This window comes from Mycoplasmopsis lipofaciens ATCC 35015, from assembly GCF_000686585.1.
Classification (GTDB): domain Bacteria; phylum Bacillota_I; class Bacilli_A; order Mycoplasmatales; family Metamycoplasmataceae; genus Mycoplasmopsis; species Mycoplasmopsis lipofaciens.
In genome coordinates, this window is the sequence record NZ_JMKY01000005.1 from 48,395 (window position 1) to 67,737 (window position 19,343).

Genomic DNA, 19,343 nt, shown 5'->3' on the forward strand with positions numbered 1-19,343 from the left:
ACTCCTTACATTTTTATATTTCCACTTGTTCTTGGATATGGTATAACATCACGAATGTTATCAATGCCTGTAACATACATAACTAATCTTTCAAATCCAATCCCAAATCCAGCTGAACCACTATCACCAAATCTACGTAAATCTAAATATCACTGTAATTCTTCTTGACTAATACCTATTTCTTTAGATCTTTGTAATAATTTTTCATATCTAACTTCACGTTGGCTACCACCAATTAGTTCACCAATACCTGGAACTAATAAATCAAATGCTGCAACTGTTTCATTATCATCATTTTGATGCATATAGAAGGCTTTGAAAGATTTGGGGAAATTAATAACGGCAACAGGACCATTAAATATTTTTTCAGATAAATAACGTTCGTGTTCAGTGCCTAAGTCAAGACCAAATTTAATATCTTGTTCTTCAAAATTTTCTTTAACTTCAGCAAGCATCTTAATAGCATCACGATAGTCAACAATTTTAAGACCACTATTTATAAAATTATTTAATCTATTAAGTAAATTTTTATCTACATTTTCAACTAAATATTTAAATTCTTGGGGGTGTTTTTCAATTGTATTTTTAATAACATTTTTTAATAAGTCATTAGCAAGATTTATATCATCATTTAAATCATAAAATGCTACTTCAGGTTCTACCATTCAAAATTCAGCAGCATGTTTTTTAGTGTTTGAATGTTCAGCTCTAAATGTTGGTGCAAATGTATAGACTTTTTTAAATCCAAGTGCATAACTTTCCGCATGTAGTTGTCCGGTTACTCCTAATGTAACTTTTTTTGAACCGAAAAATGGATTTTTTGTTCCATCATTTACAAAGAATGTTTCTCCTGCACCTTCACCATCATTTGAAGTTATTATAGGCGCATTAAAATATAAAAAACCATTTTTATTAAAATAATTGTGAATTTCTAATGCTAATGTTGAACGAATTAACATTGCGCAACGTAATAAATTTGTTCTATGTCTAACATGAGGAATTTCTCTTAATGTTTCTAAATTAATGGCTTGTTTTTGAATTGGATAGTCCAAGTCAGCATCTTTTAATAATTTAAAATCATTAGCTAATAATTCAGCAGGTTGTTTTGCTTGTGGAGTTAAAACAATTGTTCCTTTAACATAAAGTGCTGCGCCCAAGTGAATTTGATCTAATAAGTCAAAATCAAAGTTACCTTTAAATGTTATTTGTAAGTGTTCAACAGTAGATCCATCATTTATAGCAATAAAACGAATTTTTTTATTTCCTCTATTCGCGGTTACTCAGCCTTTTATTTCTAACTCTTGATTTTCAAATTTTTCTATCTGTTTAAAAATTTTTTTAATTTCAATTTCTTTCATATTCACCTCTATAAAAACATAAAAAATTTTAATAACATTATCTTTGAAAAAAGTAATCAAAATTGATAATTATTATTAAAAAGTAATAATAATAATTTTAACATATATATAGATATAAATGTCTAATATATATAGAAAAGTTCTTAATTGAATTCAATTTACCTTATTGTATTTTTAAAAAATAAAATAGACCAAAATAAATTGGTCTAAATTTAATGAGGATTTTTATTATTTAATTTTATTTAATTTATTAAATTTGTTAGCAAGTTCTGCGGCTTTTTTTATTCTTGATTCCCTATTAATTGATAAAGCCTCAAGAATAGGCAAAGTAGTTATTTCATTATTTAAAATTCCAATTACAATTCCCGATTCATTTTTTAATAAGCATTCAACAGCCTTCATTCCAAACATGCTAGATAACACTCTTTCTTGTGCACTTGGATTTCCGCCTCTTTGAATATGGCCTAACACATTTGCTCTTGTATCGAAACCTTCGATAGTTGATAATTTGTCGACTAATTCTTTTAAGTCATACATCTTTTCGCTCACAGCTATAATTATACTTCTAATATCTTTGTTTTTTGTTTGTGTGATTTTTTTAGCATCTTCATAAATTTGTTCAATTGACAATTTGTTTTCACTAGTTGAAATTATTTCAGCACCTGCTGCTAAACCTCCATATAGTGTTAAATCTCCACATTTATTTCCCATAATTTCAACAACCACAATTCTTTTTTGACTTGATGCTGTATCACGAATCTTATCCATAGCATCAACAACAACATTTAATGCGGTATCAAAACCGATAGTTAAGTCACTTGAAGTGATATCATTATCTATTGTTCCGGGTAGCCCTATTGTTTTAATTCCTGCTTCATGAAGCAATTGAGCTCCTCTAAAACTACCATCACCTCCAATTACAACCAAAGCATCTATTTCTCTTTTTTTAAGATTATTTATTGCAACTTCTCTAACTTTTGGATCTTTAAATTCAGGAAATCTTGATGAATAAATACATGTCCCGCCACGTGAGTTTTGATAGTCTAAATCAATTTCAGTAGAATTTATAAATTTATCATAATATAAGCCTTTGTATCCTTCAAAAACCAAGTATGCTTCTAAACCTTCGCTTCTTGCTGATTTTGCAATAGCTCTGATAGCACTATTCATTCCCGGCGCATCGCCACCAGAAGTTAAAATAGCAATTTTTTTAATCATTTCAAACCTCATTTCTAATTTGATTTTTAATATAAGTTTTATTAATCTTTAACTTTATTGTATTTTAATTTAAAAATTAAAAATTTTAATTAAATACTTTACTTTTATTAATCTGATGACGAGACGATATAGTTTTTATGATAAAATTATCATATAGTTTTTATTAATAAAAAAACTTAAAACTAATATTACCTAAATCTCACCTTATCAGATTTCTATTAGTATTTTTATAAAAATTAGGAGGTAAATTTATGACACCACACATTAGTGCCAAAAAAGAAGATATTGCAAAAGTAGTTTTAATGCCAGGAGATCCTTTAAGAGCAAAATTTATTGCTGAAACTTTTTTAGATCCTGGATATAAAAAAGTTAATAGTGTTAGAAATATGTTTATGTATACTGGAACATATAAAGGTAAAGCAATTACAATAGCTGGAAGCGGTATGGGTTGTCCATCAATTGGAATATATTCGTATGAATTATTTAATTTTTATGATGTAGACAAAATTATTAGAATAGGTACAACAGGTTCTTATGATAAAGATTTAGCATTATATGAAACTTTTTTAGTTACTGAGTCATATTCAGATTCTGCATCATACCGAAAATTAGTCTTAAATGATGAAAATGCAAGCAATTTAGCTTATCCTTCAAAAGAATTAAATGCTGAATTAGAAGAAAAAGCAAAAGAGTTGAATATTAATTTAAAAAAGGGTAGAACTCATTCATCAGATGTATTTTATTCAGCTATTCCATTAGAGCAAAGAATTAAAGAAACACAAGCAAAATGTGTTGAAATGGAAACTTACGCTTTATTTACAAATGCTGAGAAACTTAATAAACAAGCAGCGTGTTTATTAACAGTTAGTGACAATTTAATTACGCATGAAGAAACAAGTCCTGAACAAAGACAAACTGCATTTACAAATATGATGAAAATAGCTTTAGCTATGGCAAAGTAGGCAAAAATGCGTATAGTAGATTTAATTGAAAAAAAGAGATTAAAACAATCTTTGACTAATGAAGAAATTGAATTTCTTATAAATAGTTATGTACAAGGAAAAACACCTGATTATCAAATGTCAGCATTTTTAATGGCTGTTATGTTTAATGGCATGAAAAATGATGAATTAGCATTTTTTACAAAAACAATGATGTATTCAGGAGATATTATCAATTTAGATGAAATACCGGGAATAAAAGTAGATAAACATTCTACTGGAGGAGTTGGAGATAAAACAACATTAGCTATTGCGCCAATTGTTGCGGCATGCAATGCACCTGTAGCTAAAATGTCGGGTCGAGGTTTAGGACATACAGGGGGTACAATTGATAAATTGGAATCTATTCCTGGTTTTCGCGTTGAATTGAGTGAAAAACAATTTAAAGAGCAAGTGAAAAATTATAAAATAGCGGTTATGGGACAAAGTGATAAACTAGTTCCCGCTGATAAAAAATTATATGCTTTACGTGATGTGATAAATTGTGTTCAATCTATTCCTCTAATTGCTTCAAGTATTATGAGTAAAAAATTAGCAACAGGAGCAGATGCAATTTTATTAGATGTAAAATGCGGTAATGGTGCTTTTATGAAAAATGAAATAGAAGCTAAAGAATTAGCACAAACAATGATAAATATTGGTAAGGAATTAAATGTGGATGTTCGTGCTGAAATTACTAATATGAATCGTCCAATAGGTAAAGAAATTGGCAATAAAAATGAAGTTTTAGAAGCTATTCGTACATTGCAAGGTAAAGGACCAAAAGATTTTACAGAATTGGTTTATTCATCTAGTGCCACAATGTTGATGCAAGCTAAAATTGTTGATAGTTATGAGGATGGCATAAAAAAAGTTAAAGAAGTTATTGACAATGGTTTAGCATTAGATAAATTTTATGAATTTATTCATTTACAAGGTGGAGATGTTAAAAAATTAAAATCTGAAGATTTTTGAAATCCTAAATATAAATTAGAAATTTTTGCTGAAAATGATGGTTATTTAGAAATTTTTGATAGTCTATCATTTGGTATAGTTGCAATGAAATTAGGAGCAGGTCGCGAAACCAAAGAAGCAAATATTGATTTTGAGGCTGGAATTACTTTAAATAAAAAAACTAATGATAAAGTTCAAAAAGGAGATTTATTATTTACCTTGTTTTCATCTAAACAAATAGATGTAAATCTTGTAAATGAATTAAAGAATGCATATAAAATAAATAAAAATGAAATAGAAAATAAAATCATTTTAGCTAAAATGAGTTAAAAAAGGAGAAAAAATGAAAATTGATTATAATCAAATGATAGATCATACATATTTAAAACCAGAAGCTACACATAAAGAAATTGATAAATTGATAGATGAAGCTAAAAAATACAATTTTAAAACTATTTGTGTAAATAGTTCTTGAGTAAGTTATTGTAAAGAAAAATTAACAGGAACTAACATAGGGATTACTTCTGTTGTTGGCTTTCCATTAGGTGCTTGCACCTCAGAAACTAAGGCTTTTGAAGCACAAGAAGCAATTAAATTAGGTGCCAATGAAATTGATATGGTTATTCAAATTGGAAAAATGAAAGAAGGCGATTATACATATGTTTTAAATGATATTAAAACAGTTAAAAAGGCCTGTGGTAATACTACTCTAAAAGTTATTGTTGAAACTGCATTATTAACTACTGAAGAAGTACAAAAAGTTACAGAAATTGTAATGCAATCAGGAGCTGAATTTATCAAAACATCAACTGGATTTTCAACTCGTGGAGCTTCATTAGAAGATGTTAAAATTATGAAATTAGTTTGTGGTGATGCATTATTAATTAAAGCTGCCGGTGGAATTAGCAATAAACAAGATATGATTAATATGACGAAGGCGGGAGCTAATCGTTTTGGTACATCAAGATCAGTTGCAATTGTTGAGGATAAGCAAGCTACTGAGGGTTATTAATTTAATAAAATATTAAAAAAGAACACATCATATCATTAGCATGTGTTCTTTTTTTGTAATTGTTTTAAAATGAATTTAAATAAAATTAAACAATATCATGTATTTTGTAAACTAATTCTGTAAAAATATATGTTTTTAAAAAAATTGAAAATTGATTAATTGTATATAACAAGGGTTGTATACCAATTTCAACACGTTTTTTTAGTTCATTTTCTTGATCTGTTGTTAAGTTGTATTTATTTTTTAGTTTTAAAATTGTATTTTTTAGATTTTCATTATAAATATCTGTACTCATAACTTTTTCTAAATTAGTTGCTAAATATCTTCTTCCAAAAGTCCCTCCACCTATAGGTTTATTTGAATTAGGTTCAACAATATGTCTATCAATTAATCCTTTTTGATTTGGGCGAAATGAAGGAGATCCATTAATTAAAAGATTTCAATCTAAATTTTGATAATAATCTAAAACTTCATCAGAAATTAAGTTTAATTCTTTTTTAGTATCATCTACTAGTAAATTAGTATTAGAAAAATTAGAAAAAAACTCAGAATTTTTTATTTTATCAATTTCTAGATTCATTAATTTTCTATAGTTATTTTGTTGAGAAATTACTGTTTGAAATAATTCTTGTGAATAAGGTTTTACTAGATTTGGAATTAGTATTCTTTTTCCAACTTCTATAGTTCCTAGAATTCATCAAGTTCATGGTGATTTGCTATATGTTGAATTGATTCCTGTTTTAAAAAAATCAAAAAGTTTTTCTTCAGTATTAACAAAAATCAAATCTAAACTATTAGCAATTTCTTCAGTTGTAGAATTTAAACCAAAATATTTAAAATAAGCATTTTTTAAAATACTTTCCTTAAATTTAACAAAATCGTCATATGCTTTTTTGTAATATTCTTTTATTTTTTGTTTTGATATTTCTTTTAAATCGTTTTTTTGAATTTTGGTTGAGACTCAATTATCAATTTTTTCATCTATATCACTTAAAAAAAGTGTTTTTTGTTTAGAAATTATACTATCAATTTTTTCATTTATCATTTTTGTATTATTTTTAGAATTTCTTAGATTTACTGTAGCTGAATCTGAAAATACATTTTTAAATCTAGGATTCGTACTTTCTAAAATAAAATTAACTTTTAAAACAAAATTAGAATTTTCTTCATTAGAATTTTCTATTGATGTTGAAATAATTTTTATTTTCGCTTGTTTTTCAGGACCTAAATCTTTTTTAACTTTTAATTCCTCTTGAACTACAATATTTTCATCCAAAGGAACATTTGTTTCAGGATCTTTTAAAATTTTAGCTTCATCTAGAAGAGAATTTAAGCGGTTTTTTTCTTCATTAACATCTTTTTCATATTTTGCATATGATGATGTTGTTCTAAATCCCTCAATTATTTGTTCTCCTGATACTGAAACGTTTTCACCATTTACTTGTTTAGACAATACTACAGTTGAATTAACTGTCCCTTCATCTCTATTTGTGCTATTAACTGTAAAAATAGCATTAATATCATTATCTAATCCGGTTACAAATATAAAATCATTAACATTACCATTGTTTATTTCATCAGCAAACGTCAATTCTTTGTCTGTTAATTTAGAATTTTTAAATTGTCATTGCAATGAATTTAAAAATTCTTTCAATTGATTTGTTACTATAACTCTACTTAAATCAATGGTCTTATTTAGTATTTGTGATGAATTAGATTCTTTTCCATGTTTTGTAGATTTTAATTTATAAGAAAACTCTAATTTATAGTTTGATTTTGAAATTTTAGATGCTTGAAAACTAACAATTTCAATAAGACTATCGTTAGGTAAATTTTCAAAAATTACAAATTGTTCAGTTTTGTTATTATTATAATAATTGTTGAATTTTATATGATCTGAAATTGATTCTGGGATTTCATCCACTAATTTATATGTAATTAAATTAACAGATTCATTAAGTCTTTTTGTTTCATTATTTAATAATTTGTTGAAAACAAAATCTTTATATACGCTAGTATCCTTACTATTATCATTTTTAGTAGAAGTTAATGTGATACGAATTGTTAATGAACCGTTTTCGTTATCAGTTGATATTATATTTTTAGTTATTGAAGCATTTTGTACATTTTGCACTGCGAAATTATTTGCTTGATATTCATTTGGTAATAAAATGTTTGCTTGAGAATTATCAATTGTTACAAATTCATTCTCTGATAATATTCCATTAAGTCTTTCTGTTTCTAATTTAATTTCATTTTGAGCAGTTGTTTCAAACTGATTCATTGTCAATGATTTTTGAATACTTTCAATATCTTCATTAATTAAATCATTATGTTTTTTTAGATTAAAAAGAATTAAAAGTTGTCCTAAATCATCATTAGATTGTATTTTGTATATAACATCATACTCTTGGCCTAAACCATGATTAAAAGTTATATTATTTTTTTGAATTGAACTTGGTAAGGATGATGATTTGTCAATAGAAGCATCCAATTGAATATTTGATAAATTCATTTGATTTATCAAATCATTTAAATTATTTTTTTCACTTTGTCTTATTTTTTCTTTTCATTGACTATTAGTTTGAAAACCTTCAATTAAAATTGTTTTTTCTCTAGTGACAATATCTGCTAATTCTCCCGATTTAGAAGATTGTATATGGAACAATAATGAAATGGTACCATTTTCATTATTTATTTCATGGCTATTTATTACGATATTATAATTATTTTTTTGAGTACTAAAATCATTGTCGATATCTATTTCAGATGGTCTAACAGAATTCTTTGTTTTATTTTTTAAAAGAATTGTATTAGTTTCATCTAAAATTTTATTTAAACGTTCTTGTTCCACTTCCCTATCATGTTCTAATTTAGTTTTAAGTCCTTCCAAGACAAACTCTTTATTTTTACTATTTATTACTCCTAATTCAGAATCATTTTTAGTAAATTTTAAATTTATTATTAGTTTACCCAGTTCGTCATTTGGTTGAAATTCAACAATTGTTTCTTCATCTATGTTTGTTGTTTCAAATTGTGAAAGACTGTTATAAAATGAAGGTAATTGATTTTTAAGGTTTTGTAGAGTAATTGTTACATTTTCAAGCTTAGTATCTAATTGATTTTTAGCTTCTTCTTTTAATTGATTGATTCTTTGATTAGTTGTTAAGAATCCATTTAAAATTATTTCTTTTGCATTATTGGTTTTTAAATTAGCTAAATGATTTTCATTTTTAGTAGTAATTAAGTGATATTTTATTTTGATTTGACCTTTTTCATCATTAGGATTCATTTCTTCAACAACTATTTTTGCATCATTTAAATTTAAATTAAAATCTTCTTCTACAATTTCTGATGGAAGAAATTCGTTAGCGTTTTTACTAATTAAATTAATTGTTTGCAAATCATTTTGTAAATTAATTAAACGGTTTTGTTCAAGATTAATTTCATTTTCAATAGTTGTTAAAAAACCATTTATTGTACATTGATGATTATCACTAATTATTGTACCTAATTCACTATTGTCTTTTTTTATTAAAAATGTGACTATGATATTACCTTGATCATTATTTTTTGTTAATTCCACTATTTCATAAATAGTATCGCTAGGTAATAAAGCTAAATTTGTTAATGATATATCATTTTTTGAAACTAATGAAGGCAAGATACTATTTTTATTGTTTCTGTCACGATAATCAAAATTTAATTGATTTGAAAATGCATTTAACATATTTTTTATTTCTTCTCGTCTTCTTGCTCTAATTTGCGCATTTGTTAAAAAATGTGAAATTTTTAAAGTTTGTGCAGTATCACTTATTAATTCTGGATATTCTTTAGATTGCAATTTAAATGTTATTTCAATTTCGCCATTGTCATCGTTAGGATTTAATTGTTCAATTAAAATTGAATATTTTGCATCATTATTTTGAATATCAGAATTTTTTATTGTGCTAGCTAATGTATTATTTTTATCTATAGATTCTAGAATATCAATTTTTTTTATATTTTTTATAAACGAATTTAACATATTTTGAGTTTTATTTTTTTTATCTAAAAGGGTAGTTAAAAATCCATTAAACGTTTTTTCTTTTAGTTCGCTTTTAATTATTTGGTCTTGTTCTTTTGTTTCATATCAATATTGAATTGTTATAGAACCTAAATCATTGTTTTTATCTATTTCTTTATGAAATGTATATTTTTGATTAAGATTTTTAAACAAAAATCAATTATCCATATAGTTAGATGGTAATTCATTGCTACTATTATTATTTTGATTTTCGACAATAATTTTGTCTAAATTTGTATTCAGCTCATCTTTTAAAGTCAATAAATTAAATACTTTATTTTTTACTTCAGTTTTAAATGTTTTATTCTGAACTTCAAAATTATAGTAATAGTTAACAGTTAATGTACCTAAAACATCATTTTTATCCATTGATTTAATTTGAAATCTAATATTATCATTATTAGAATTATTATTTATTATTAGATTTTGATATTGAATTGTTGAAGGTAAATTATTTTTAAATTCGTCTTTAATTGAAATTTCGGTGTTTTCTAAAAGTCTATTAGCTTCGTCTTGATTTTTTTTATGTAATTGTCTTAATTTTTCTTCTGCTGTTGGTTCAATCGGTTTAGGTTTAGTGTGTATGTCTTGTTTATTAACAGAACAACTTGCTGATAAAAAAACCAAAGGAATAGAAAAAGAAATAGCTGGTGAAAGAGTTAAAGCTATTCTTTTTCTATTTATTCTTTTTTTATTTATTTTCATAAACTTATGCTTTAAAATGATCGTCTAATAATGTTGCAAGTTCTTGAGTTTTCTTTAATAATAATTCAATACTTTCACTAACAGATTGTTCTAATGAAATATACTTACTTTTTAGTACACTTCTAACAGCATTATAATCATCTTTATTTGTTAAAATAGATCTAGCTTTAGCTACGGCATCGTTTTTAAATGTAACTAATAGTTCTTTAAATTTATTTAAAACAGCTTTATGTCCAGTGTTTTCTACATCGCTTAATTCAATTTCTCTAGCTTTTTGACCAATTTCATTAACAGCTGCAACATAATGTGCTTTCATTTCATTAATAAATGTATCTAAAATAGGTATATTCTTAGTTATATCATTATCTCTTAATGAGTCAAAAGAAGAATTTGAAATAATTAAAGCACTATCCTTATTTTTTTCATAAATCTCGATAAGTTCGTTTTTAATTTCTGTCAATTTACGTCCATTTAATTCACTTTTAACAAAAGCTAAACCATTATTAATTGTATTGTTTTCAGCATATGATTTTATAGCTGAATCCATTATACCAGCTAAAACACTATTTAGTTTTAAAGCTACTTTATTGTATGATCTTGCAATTTTCTCTTGATCTTCTTTTGAACTAACCATTATTCTAATATTCATTAATGCAGTGTTTTCAATTTTACCTAGTTGTGTTGCAATTGAATCTGCATATTGTTTGATAACTTCTTGAATTTCAGTTTGTTTTTCTGGGCTTAAAATACTGATATCAATTCTATTAAAATCTTCATGAACTTGAGCTTTTAATTCGTTAACTGCTTGATATTCAATACTTCCATTGGTTTTAGGTTCTACATTAATCATAGGCTTTTTAGGTTTTTCTTTTTGAAAATTACATGACGCAACAAGAGCAACCGGTGCTATCGTACTAGTTGCTAATGCTAATGTAAATATTTTTTTATTTTTTTTCATATTAACCTCTTTGTTGTTTTATATATTTATATATTTGTTTTGATATATTATACCACGATAACATAATTTTATATTTTTATAAAATATTAATTATGCCAATGGGTCTCAAGGTTCCAATACAATTGATTCTTTTTCAGAAGCTTCTTTCAAAATACTTGATTTAATATATTTTTGATTAACGATTACTTCAAAAACATATTCATCAAATCATTTGTCACTCATAGAAAAGTATCCTTTTTGTCCGTTTTTTTCTCCTCATGAATTTTCAACTTCTCATTTTATAGGTTTATTATTTTCATCTAAATCTACACCTACAAATGTCATCGCATGTGTTGCGGCAGAATATCTAAAATTTATTCTATCTGCTTTTGACAATTCATCATAATTTTTAAGAGAATCAGTGAAATTAAATATTTCTGTATCCATAATTCCTTTATTACGATCACTAAATTTTCCAACATCGCAACCAAATCAAACAGGTTCATTTGCTTTTAATGAATCAATAATGGCTTCCTTTATATCGTTAATATCAGTGTTAATAAACTCAAATGTTTTACCTTCAACAACAGATTTAAAATATTTAGTTTTAATTAATGTATTGAAATTATGTTCTGGTCTAGGGTCATGTCCAATATTAACCATTTCTTTTAAATCTTTTTTAACAAATTTATTTAAAAATTTTAATGGTGTCATATTTGATAATTTGTGAAATTTTTTATCTTTGTCACGATATTCATAATCAAATTTTTCTATTGGCATTCCAAATGCTTTAACACACATATCAAAAACAACATTTAGTGAATCTAATTTAATTTTTCTAATTTCTTCTAGTGATTTATTTTCACTAAAAGCTTGTTTAAATCTTTTTATAGTTGAAAATAAATGACCTTTAATAATTTGATTTAATGTATCAGTGTTTTCTGATGTAAATGTTTCATTCATAATACTTTTAGGAACAACACCATATTTATTTATTAAATCTGCAGCTCATTCAAAATAACCACCATCTTCACTTGCAAAATCCACAAAAGATGTTATTAAACGATCATTATAATCTAATTCATTGTGTTCAATCATTAATTCTAAAAATGTGTTTGCTTTTTCTAATTTATCTCAAAATGAAAGATAATTTTGTGAGAATTCGAAATTTTCAACATTTAATTCTTTTAAAATGTCTGTTTTTATAACATTTAAGGCAGCAAATATTCAACATCTACCACTTGCTTTTTGATTAGTCATTCCTGCTTTAGTAGTTTGAATTGAAAATTCATAATTATGAAATCTATTAACATCATTATTGAATGTTGCATTTTCAATTCCATTTTTGCTTATTGCATTTTCAATTACTTTATTTTCAATTTTATTTTGATATTTTTTTATAAATTTTGTTATATCTGTTTTTTTAATTGTATTCATTTTTTAAATTCCTTTCAAAAAATAATTATTGAATTATACTAATATTTTCTAATTCTGATAATAGTTTTGCAACTCCTCCATTTGTATAATTTGGAGCTATATAACAAGCTTTCTTTTTAACTTCATTTGTACTATTGCCCATAGCAATGAAATTAGGAATATGTGGTAAACAATTTGTATCATTACCACTATCACCGATATGAACTGCATATTTAGGATCGATATTTAAAAGATTACAAATAAATTTGTTACCTAGACCTTTATTGGCTTTTTTATCAGTTATTTCTAATGAATAACCACTAGAAACTGTATGAAATTCTAAATTAGGAAATTCTTTTTTTAATTTTAATTTAAATTCATTTGTTTTGTCGATATCTTTACCAAAAACTAATAATTTGGTTATTTCTTTTTCTAATTGCATTTTGGAATAAGGCTTTTTAGGACAATTCACAACTCAATCTCGCATTAGTGAAATTTTAGAATTTCGCCCATAAAAAACATCTTTATTGCCATTAATCATGATAAACATATCCTCTTTTTTTAACACTTCTAAAATATTTTTTACATCTTTTTCATTCATAGGATTTTTAATCAATACTTCGTTGTTTTTATTGACGATAATAGCGCCATTTTGACAAATAACATATGGACTATTTATTTTTTGAGCAATGTTCATTACAAATTCACTATTTTTTCTTCCAGTAGATAAACACAATATTTTCTTTTCATTTATTTTTCTTGCAATATTTATATTTTTGCTACTTATTAGTTCTTTTTCATTTGGTTGGTCTAAAAAAGTTCCATCTATATCTACAAAATAAATTTGAACATCAAAATTTAATATTTTTTTATTTTTCATATTTTTATTTCCTTTGTGCGTCTCTAACATTTGTATTAATAAACATAATGTATTATATATTATGAACTTATAGTAAAATATTATTACAAAATTTTAGAAAAGAGTTAATATGAGTAATAAATTAGATAAATACATAGCAAGTTATTTTTTTAATGCTGAAGAAATTATAAGACAAAAAAATCCTGAAAATATAATAACATTACAATTTTTTCAAAGAAAAGATGATGTGTTATTGGCGGGAATGCAAGAAGTTTTAGACTTATTAGAAAAACACACCGATACATCTAAATACTCAATTAGATATTTAAAAGATGGAACTAAGATTAATAATCTAGATATAGTTTTGGAGTTAGAAGGACATTATCAAGATTTTGGTAAATATGAAGGTATGATTGATGGTATTTTAGCACGAAGTACATCACTAGCAACTAATGCTTATCGTTGTGTTAAAGAAGCTAAAGGTAAAGAAATTATTTTTATGGGAGATAGAGCGGATCATTATTTAATGCAAGAAATCGATGGTAAGGCAATGCGAATTGCTGGAATAAATATTATGTCGACATTAGCTCAACAATCAAAAAATGAAACTAAAAAGCCTTTTGGATCAGTACCACATATTTTAATTCAAAATTTTGATGGTGATACAGCTGCAGCTATGCAAGCTTATCAAGATGTTTTTCCGGAATTTAAATATATCTCACTTGTTGATTATAAAAACAATGTTATAGAACAAGCTCTAGAATCATATAAAATATTAGGATCAAAATTAAGCGGCGTTAGAATAGATACTTCTAAAAATATGAAAGATCATATGTTTGATAATGAAATAGATAAAGAAGAATACTATGGTGTTAATGTTGAACAAGTAAAAAGATTGAGAAAAGCATTAGATCAAGCCGGAGCAAAAGATGTGAAAATAATTGTTTCATCAGGTTTTGATTATAAAAAAATTAAACATTTTGAAGAAAATAATGCTCCAGTAGATTTTTATGGTGTGGGGCAATCAATATTTAAATTAACTTCTAGTTTTTCAGCCGATGCTACATTGTTAAACAACAAAAAACAAGCTAAAGAAGGAAGGGAATATCGTAATAATCCCAATTTAATAATTTATAAGAGACAAGGGGCAAATAAATAATGGTTATTTTTTATAGTATTTTATTAAATTTAGCATTTTTATTAATTGGTTATTTATTATTCGGTTCTTTTAACACCTCTATTATTTTAAGTAACAAATATAAAAAGGATGATATTAGAAAACATTATAGTCATAATGCCGGAGCAACTAATAGTTTGAGAACATATGGTAAAAAATTTGCTTTGATTGTTTTTTTGATTGATATATTTAAAACATTTGTTCCTACAATTATTTTAGCTGCTTTACTTAATCATATAGGTTCATTTAACTCTTTTTCTCAAACCTATTATATTTCACCTCAATCTTTAGCATTAGGTGTTGTTATAGGACATATTTTTCCATTGTATTTTAAATTCCATGGCGGTAAGGGTGTTGCTTGTACAATAGGATTAATAGCAACTATGAATATAATTATTTTTATAATTGCTGCAATATTATTTTTTACAATTCTTTTCAGTTCACGGATGGTGTCATTAGGTTCAATATTAACAGCATTTATTTTAATACCTATTTGTTTTATACCCTGATTAATACAGGGATCATTAGGTTATTGAAGTAATTTTGTAAATATGTCTAATTCAATGAGCAATTTACAAAATTACTGATATGTATCGCCTATAATTTATTCTATTGCAGCAATATTTATAATATGTGCTCATCATAGTAATATTAGAAGAATTATCAAAAAAGAAGAACATAAATTTTAATGTACACATTTGTACATTTTATTTATATATTTTTTATTTTTTATTACAATTATTATGAACAGGGTGCTGTATAAAAATACGGCTGAGAATATACCTATAAGCTGATCAGGGTAATGCCTGCGTAGCACATTCAATTTTTGTATTGAAAAAAACTGTATATTTAATATATTCTCCACCTGTTTAATAAACAAGGAGATATTTTTTATATTATGAAAAAATTAAACAAAATTTTAACATTATCAACTGTTACAATGTCAGTTGCACCACTTTCATTATTAGCAAGTTGTAATAAAGAAGAAAATAAATTTGACTATATTAAAATAGGTTATGTTTGACATAATCCAGCTTTTGAAAATGAAAAGCAACAATTTATTAATCAGTTAAATGAAAAAGTTGCTGAATTGCAAGCAAAAGATGCTGAACTTAGCAAAATGAAACCTATAAAAATTCAATTACAAGACGGAATTGATAAATCTACAATGATTGATGATTTGAAATCAAATAAAAAAGACATTGATGTTGCAATATTACCATATAGTTCTTTTGCAAAACCATTATATGAAGAACAAAATTTAAATGATTTTAATTTACCTCTTATAGCTCAAACCAGTACATTAAGATTTACATGAGGTTTAGAAGATAATGAACATTACATAGACGGGACAGTTAATGATCCATTATATAAAGCAGCTATTAAAGAAAATCAATTACAATTTGACAAATTTGGTGAATTTCCTGAATGGCAACAAACTAATTCTGCTTTACAATGAGATGGTTCGAAATATAAGGTGTTTTATAAAGAAAATGAAACAACATATGTGTATCATGGAATGGTATTGATTTCTGGTGATGAAACACAAAGAAATCAAATTAGAAATGCTTGATTAACAAAAGATTGAGACGCATTTAAAAATTTCGGAATTGTTTATAAGAAAAGTTCAAGTGGTGGCGCTTATAAATATCAAGCAGCATTGTTTGCAAGACACTTTAAGAAAACTTTAGATCAAATAAATAATGATCTTATTTTAAATAAAGGTGACAAAGTTTTATCAGGAAAATCAGCTGGTTCAGCATTAGGTGTTGCAGATGACAAGGGAAATATATTTAATATTTCATTTGATGATGAAGGAGCATTTAATTGAACAAATTGAGAAAGTTATAAACCATCAAAACCTACTGATAAAATTAGAGTTTTAACAATGACTAATCCAGCTCCTTATGATGCTGTTTTTGGTAGATCAAATTTAAGTGAAAAAAAACAAGAATTAATTAAAAAGGTTTTAACAAGTTTATCTATCGAAGATAATAAATTGGGTATTTATACCGGGTACAATAAATTTAATAATTTAGATAAAGATTTATTTAAAAAACTTATTAAATTGCAACAAGCAGCAGAAGATCCTACTATAGATTTAAATACAATTGTAATACCTTCAATTCAATAATAATGAAGACTATTTTAGAATTTAAAAATGTTGACTTAAGTTATAAAAATCAAGAATTAATATTAAAAAATATTAATTTAAGTATTCAAAGCGGAAAAATGGTGGCAATTGTTGGACCTAGTGGAATTGGTAAAAGCACTTTATTCAAAAGTATTGTACGCAATATAAAGCCAATTAATGGAACAATTGAATTATTTGCTAATGATATAACAAACATAAATAGAAAAAAGTGAAAAACAATAATAAATAGAATAGGATTTTTATCTCAAAAGCCTAATTTGATTGAAAATGAAAGTGTTTTTTCTAATATTTGTCGTTCTGTTACACAATATAAAAATTGAATTTATAAAATTTTATCTATCTTAACCAAAGAACAAAAATACAAAATTTTTGAAACGCTCGATAAATTAGATATATTGGACAAATCTTTTTATAGAATTAGTGATTTAAGTGGAGGTCAACAACAAAGAGTAGAAATTGCTAAATTATTAATTAAAGAAGTGAATTTAATTTTAGCTGATGAACCAACAAGCAATTTGGATCATGAAACATCGCGAGATGTTATTCAAATTTTAAGAGAATTAAATCAAGAATTGCAAATCACAATATTAGTTAATATTCATGATTTAAATTTAGCTCTTGATTATTTTGATGAAATTATTGTAATAAATGATAAAAAAATAGTTTTTCACGATAAGACTCAAAATATCGATAAATGCAAATTAATAAAATTAATAAAAAAATAATTATTATTAAAAAAATATTTTTTTATCAAGTTCAATCAGAATTAAAAATTACTCAAAATAAATTAAAACCAATTTGAAAACATATTTTAATTCTTTTACTTTTTGCACTAATAATATTTATGTTTTCTAAATTGGATTTTAGTTTTACCGGTAGTTTTGGTAAATCCATCTTTATTAAAAATTTCAAAGAATTAATAAAATTTAGTAATACAAGTACTTATCCTATAAAACAAAATTTATTTATTTTTAGTATAAAACAACTTTATTTCACAATTAAATATGCAATTGTTGGAACTTTTATCGGCTTTATTGCAGCTGTTATTAGTTCAATTTTAACTAACAAAACATATAACAATAAATATTGATCTTTTATTTCGAAAACTATAATTCTCTTTTTTAGAGCTATACCAGAATTAGTTTTTATTAATTTTTTTACATTAGCGTTTTACCCTGAATTAGCTTTATTAATGATATTTATGTGATTTTCGTGATTGTGACTACATAAGTACTATAGTGAAATAATTGAAAATACAGATACAACTCCTTACTATATTTCTATCAGTCAAGGAAATGGAAAATTTAAAGCTTTTACTAAAGAAATTTTTCCCCGAATTTCTAATCGAATAATTTCATTGTTTTTATATTCTTTTGAAGCAAATATGCGTTGAGCAACAATTTTGGCTGCTTTAGGTGCTCCAGGAATTGGAACGTTAATTAAATATGGCAGTGAAAATACATATAATTTCAAAGAATTAGGTATTCCATTATCTGTTTTAATGTCATTTATTATTATTTTAGAAATAATAAATATGCTATTAAATAGATATGTATTTCAAATTGATTCTAAAAAAATAAAAAGTAAAAATTACAATGAATTAGCTAAACGAATTAATTGAAGATATTATTTTAAAATGTTTTCATTATTAATAATTTTTATTTTTTCACTATATACATTAATAACTGTTAATCATAATAGAACATCTTTAGAATCTGTTAAAAACTTTTTTCATGCTTGAATAAATCCAAATTGAAATGTTTTTAGTTTAAATGTTTGAGATATTGATTATAATCCAATTTTACAAATTTTACAATCACTAATGTTTGCTTTTCTTTCCCTATTTGTAACGGCAATAGTTGTATTATTAGCACTTCCTTTAAATTCTAAAAAATCTAATAACACATATGTTGCTTTATTTTTTAGAATATTAAATGCTTTTATTAGAATTATGCCATCATTAGTTATAATTTTTATTTTTAATCCTTTATTAAATTCACGAATCACATTGTTAATATTTGTACTTGGTATACATGAATCCAGCAGTATGACTAAACAATTAGTAGAAGCTATGGATAATATTGACAATATTATAATAAACAATTTAAAAATTCAAGGTTATAGTAAAACTAGAATATATTTTAAATACATTTTACCAACAATTAAACTAGATATCATTTCTTGATTAATATTTTATTTTGAAATGAGTTTTCGAAACGCAATAACATATAGCATTTTTACAAATGGAAATTTAAAACTTGGTTCTGGAATAAATTCTTATTTAAATCATTTAGCATATAAACCATATGAAGCAATGGCATATATATGAGTAATAACGTTAACAATTATGCTTATTAATCTTATTTCACAATATATTATTAATAATTACATTAGAAGAAACAAAATAAGTTTCTTAAATCAAAATTTATATAGATTTAAATATCAAGTTAAAAAATATAGAATTTCTAAAATTATAAAAAAACAAAAATTGCTATTTTAAAAAACT

14 protein-coding genes are annotated in these 19,343 nt (G+C 24.8%); 8 read left to right on the forward strand and 6 right to left on the reverse strand.

Features of this window, described 5'->3' with window-relative positions; translation table 4 throughout:
* Positions 1–5: 5 nt before the first annotated feature.
* Positions 6–1,358: an asparagine--tRNA ligase gene (gene asnS, locus T388_RS0101835; protein ID WP_027120630.1), complete on the reverse strand. Its 1,353-nt coding sequence runs from the start codon at positions 1,356–1,358 to the stop codon at positions 6–8.
* Positions 1,359–1,586: 228 nt separating this feature from the next.
* On the reverse strand, positions 1,587–2,576 hold the full coding sequence (pfkA, locus tag T388_RS0101840) for a 6-phosphofructokinase (RefSeq protein ID WP_156930247.1): 990 nt from the start codon (positions 2,574–2,576) through the stop codon (positions 1,587–1,589).
* A gap of 251 nt (positions 2,577–2,827) precedes the next feature.
* On the opposite strand from pfkA, the gene deoD reads away from it, so the two are divergent.
* From deoD to deoC, 3 genes are read left to right on the forward strand one after another with little or no spacing between them, the layout of a single operon-like run.
* Entirely contained in the window at positions 2,828–3,538 is a 711-nt protein-coding gene (gene deoD, locus T388_RS0101845; protein ID WP_027120632.1) for a purine-nucleoside phosphorylase, read from the forward strand.
* Positions 3,539–3,544: 6 nt separating this feature from the next.
* Positions 3,545–4,840, forward strand: coding sequence for a pyrimidine-nucleoside phosphorylase (locus T388_RS0101850; RefSeq protein WP_027120633.1), 1,296 nt, complete (start codon positions 3,545–3,547; stop codon positions 4,838–4,840).
* 13 nt (positions 4,841–4,853) lie between these two features.
* On the forward strand, positions 4,854–5,522 hold the full coding sequence (gene deoC, locus T388_RS0101855; protein WP_036456856.1) for a deoxyribose-phosphate aldolase: 669 nt from the start codon (positions 4,854–4,856) through the stop codon (positions 5,520–5,522).
* An 85-nt stretch (positions 5,523–5,607) separates the two neighbouring features.
* Here deoC and T388_RS0101860 read toward each other — a convergent pair whose 3' ends face one another.
* The 4 genes from T388_RS0101860 to T388_RS0101875 form a co-directional block, all read right to left on the reverse strand.
* Entirely contained in the window at positions 5,608–10,293 is a 4,686-nt protein-coding gene (locus T388_RS0101860; RefSeq protein ID WP_027120635.1) for a lipoprotein 17-related variable surface protein, read from the reverse strand.
* Positions 10,294–10,297: 4 nt separating this feature from the next.
* Complete coding sequence (locus tag T388_RS0101865; RefSeq protein WP_027120636.1) at positions 10,298–11,251, reverse strand: hypothetical protein; 954 nt, start codon at positions 11,249–11,251, stop codon at positions 10,298–10,300.
* Positions 11,252–11,341: 90 nt separating this feature from the next.
* A complete protein-coding gene (locus tag T388_RS0101870; RefSeq protein WP_051586190.1) occupies positions 11,342–12,667 on the reverse strand; it encodes a C1 family peptidase in 1,326 nt (441 codons plus the stop codon).
* A 25-nt stretch (positions 12,668–12,692) separates the two neighbouring features.
* Entirely contained in the window at positions 12,693–13,526 is an 834-nt protein-coding gene (locus tag T388_RS0101875; RefSeq protein WP_051586191.1) for a Cof-type HAD-IIB family hydrolase, read from the reverse strand.
* A gap of 109 nt (positions 13,527–13,635) precedes the next feature.
* On the opposite strand from T388_RS0101875, the gene T388_RS0101880 reads away from it, so the two are divergent.
* From T388_RS0101880 to T388_RS03695, 5 genes are all read left to right on the forward strand, one after another.
* On the forward strand, positions 13,636–14,664 hold the full coding sequence (locus T388_RS0101880; RefSeq protein WP_027120639.1) for a nicotinate phosphoribosyltransferase: 1,029 nt from the start codon (positions 13,636–13,638) through the stop codon (positions 14,662–14,664).
* Positions 14,664–15,371 carry a glycerol-3-phosphate 1-O-acyltransferase PlsY gene (gene plsY, locus T388_RS0101885; RefSeq protein ID WP_027120640.1) on the forward strand — a complete coding sequence of 236 codons (708 nt, stop codon included), beginning with the start codon at positions 14,664–14,666 and terminating at the stop codon, positions 15,369–15,371. The genes T388_RS0101880 and plsY overlap by 1 nt, the downstream gene beginning before the upstream one ends.
* Positions 15,372–15,580: 209 nt before the next feature.
* Positions 15,581–16,816 carry an ABC transporter thiamine pyrophosphate-binding lipoprotein p37/Cypl gene (gene cypl, locus T388_RS0101890; protein ID WP_027120641.1) on the forward strand — a complete coding sequence of 412 codons (1,236 nt, stop codon included), beginning with the start codon at positions 15,581–15,583 and terminating at the stop codon, positions 16,814–16,816.
* A gap of 2 nt (positions 16,817–16,818) precedes the next feature.
* On the forward strand, positions 16,819–17,562 hold the full coding sequence (locus tag T388_RS0101895; protein ID WP_027120642.1) for a phosphonate ABC transporter ATP-binding protein: 744 nt from the start codon (positions 16,819–16,821) through the stop codon (positions 17,560–17,562).
* Positions 17,532–19,337 carry a PhnE/PtxC family ABC transporter permease gene (locus T388_RS03695; protein ID WP_051586192.1) on the forward strand — a complete coding sequence of 602 codons (1,806 nt, stop codon included), beginning with the start codon at positions 17,532–17,534 and terminating at the stop codon, positions 19,335–19,337. The genes T388_RS0101895 and T388_RS03695 overlap by 31 nt, the downstream gene beginning before the upstream one ends.
* Positions 19,338–19,343 lie beyond the last annotated feature (6 nt).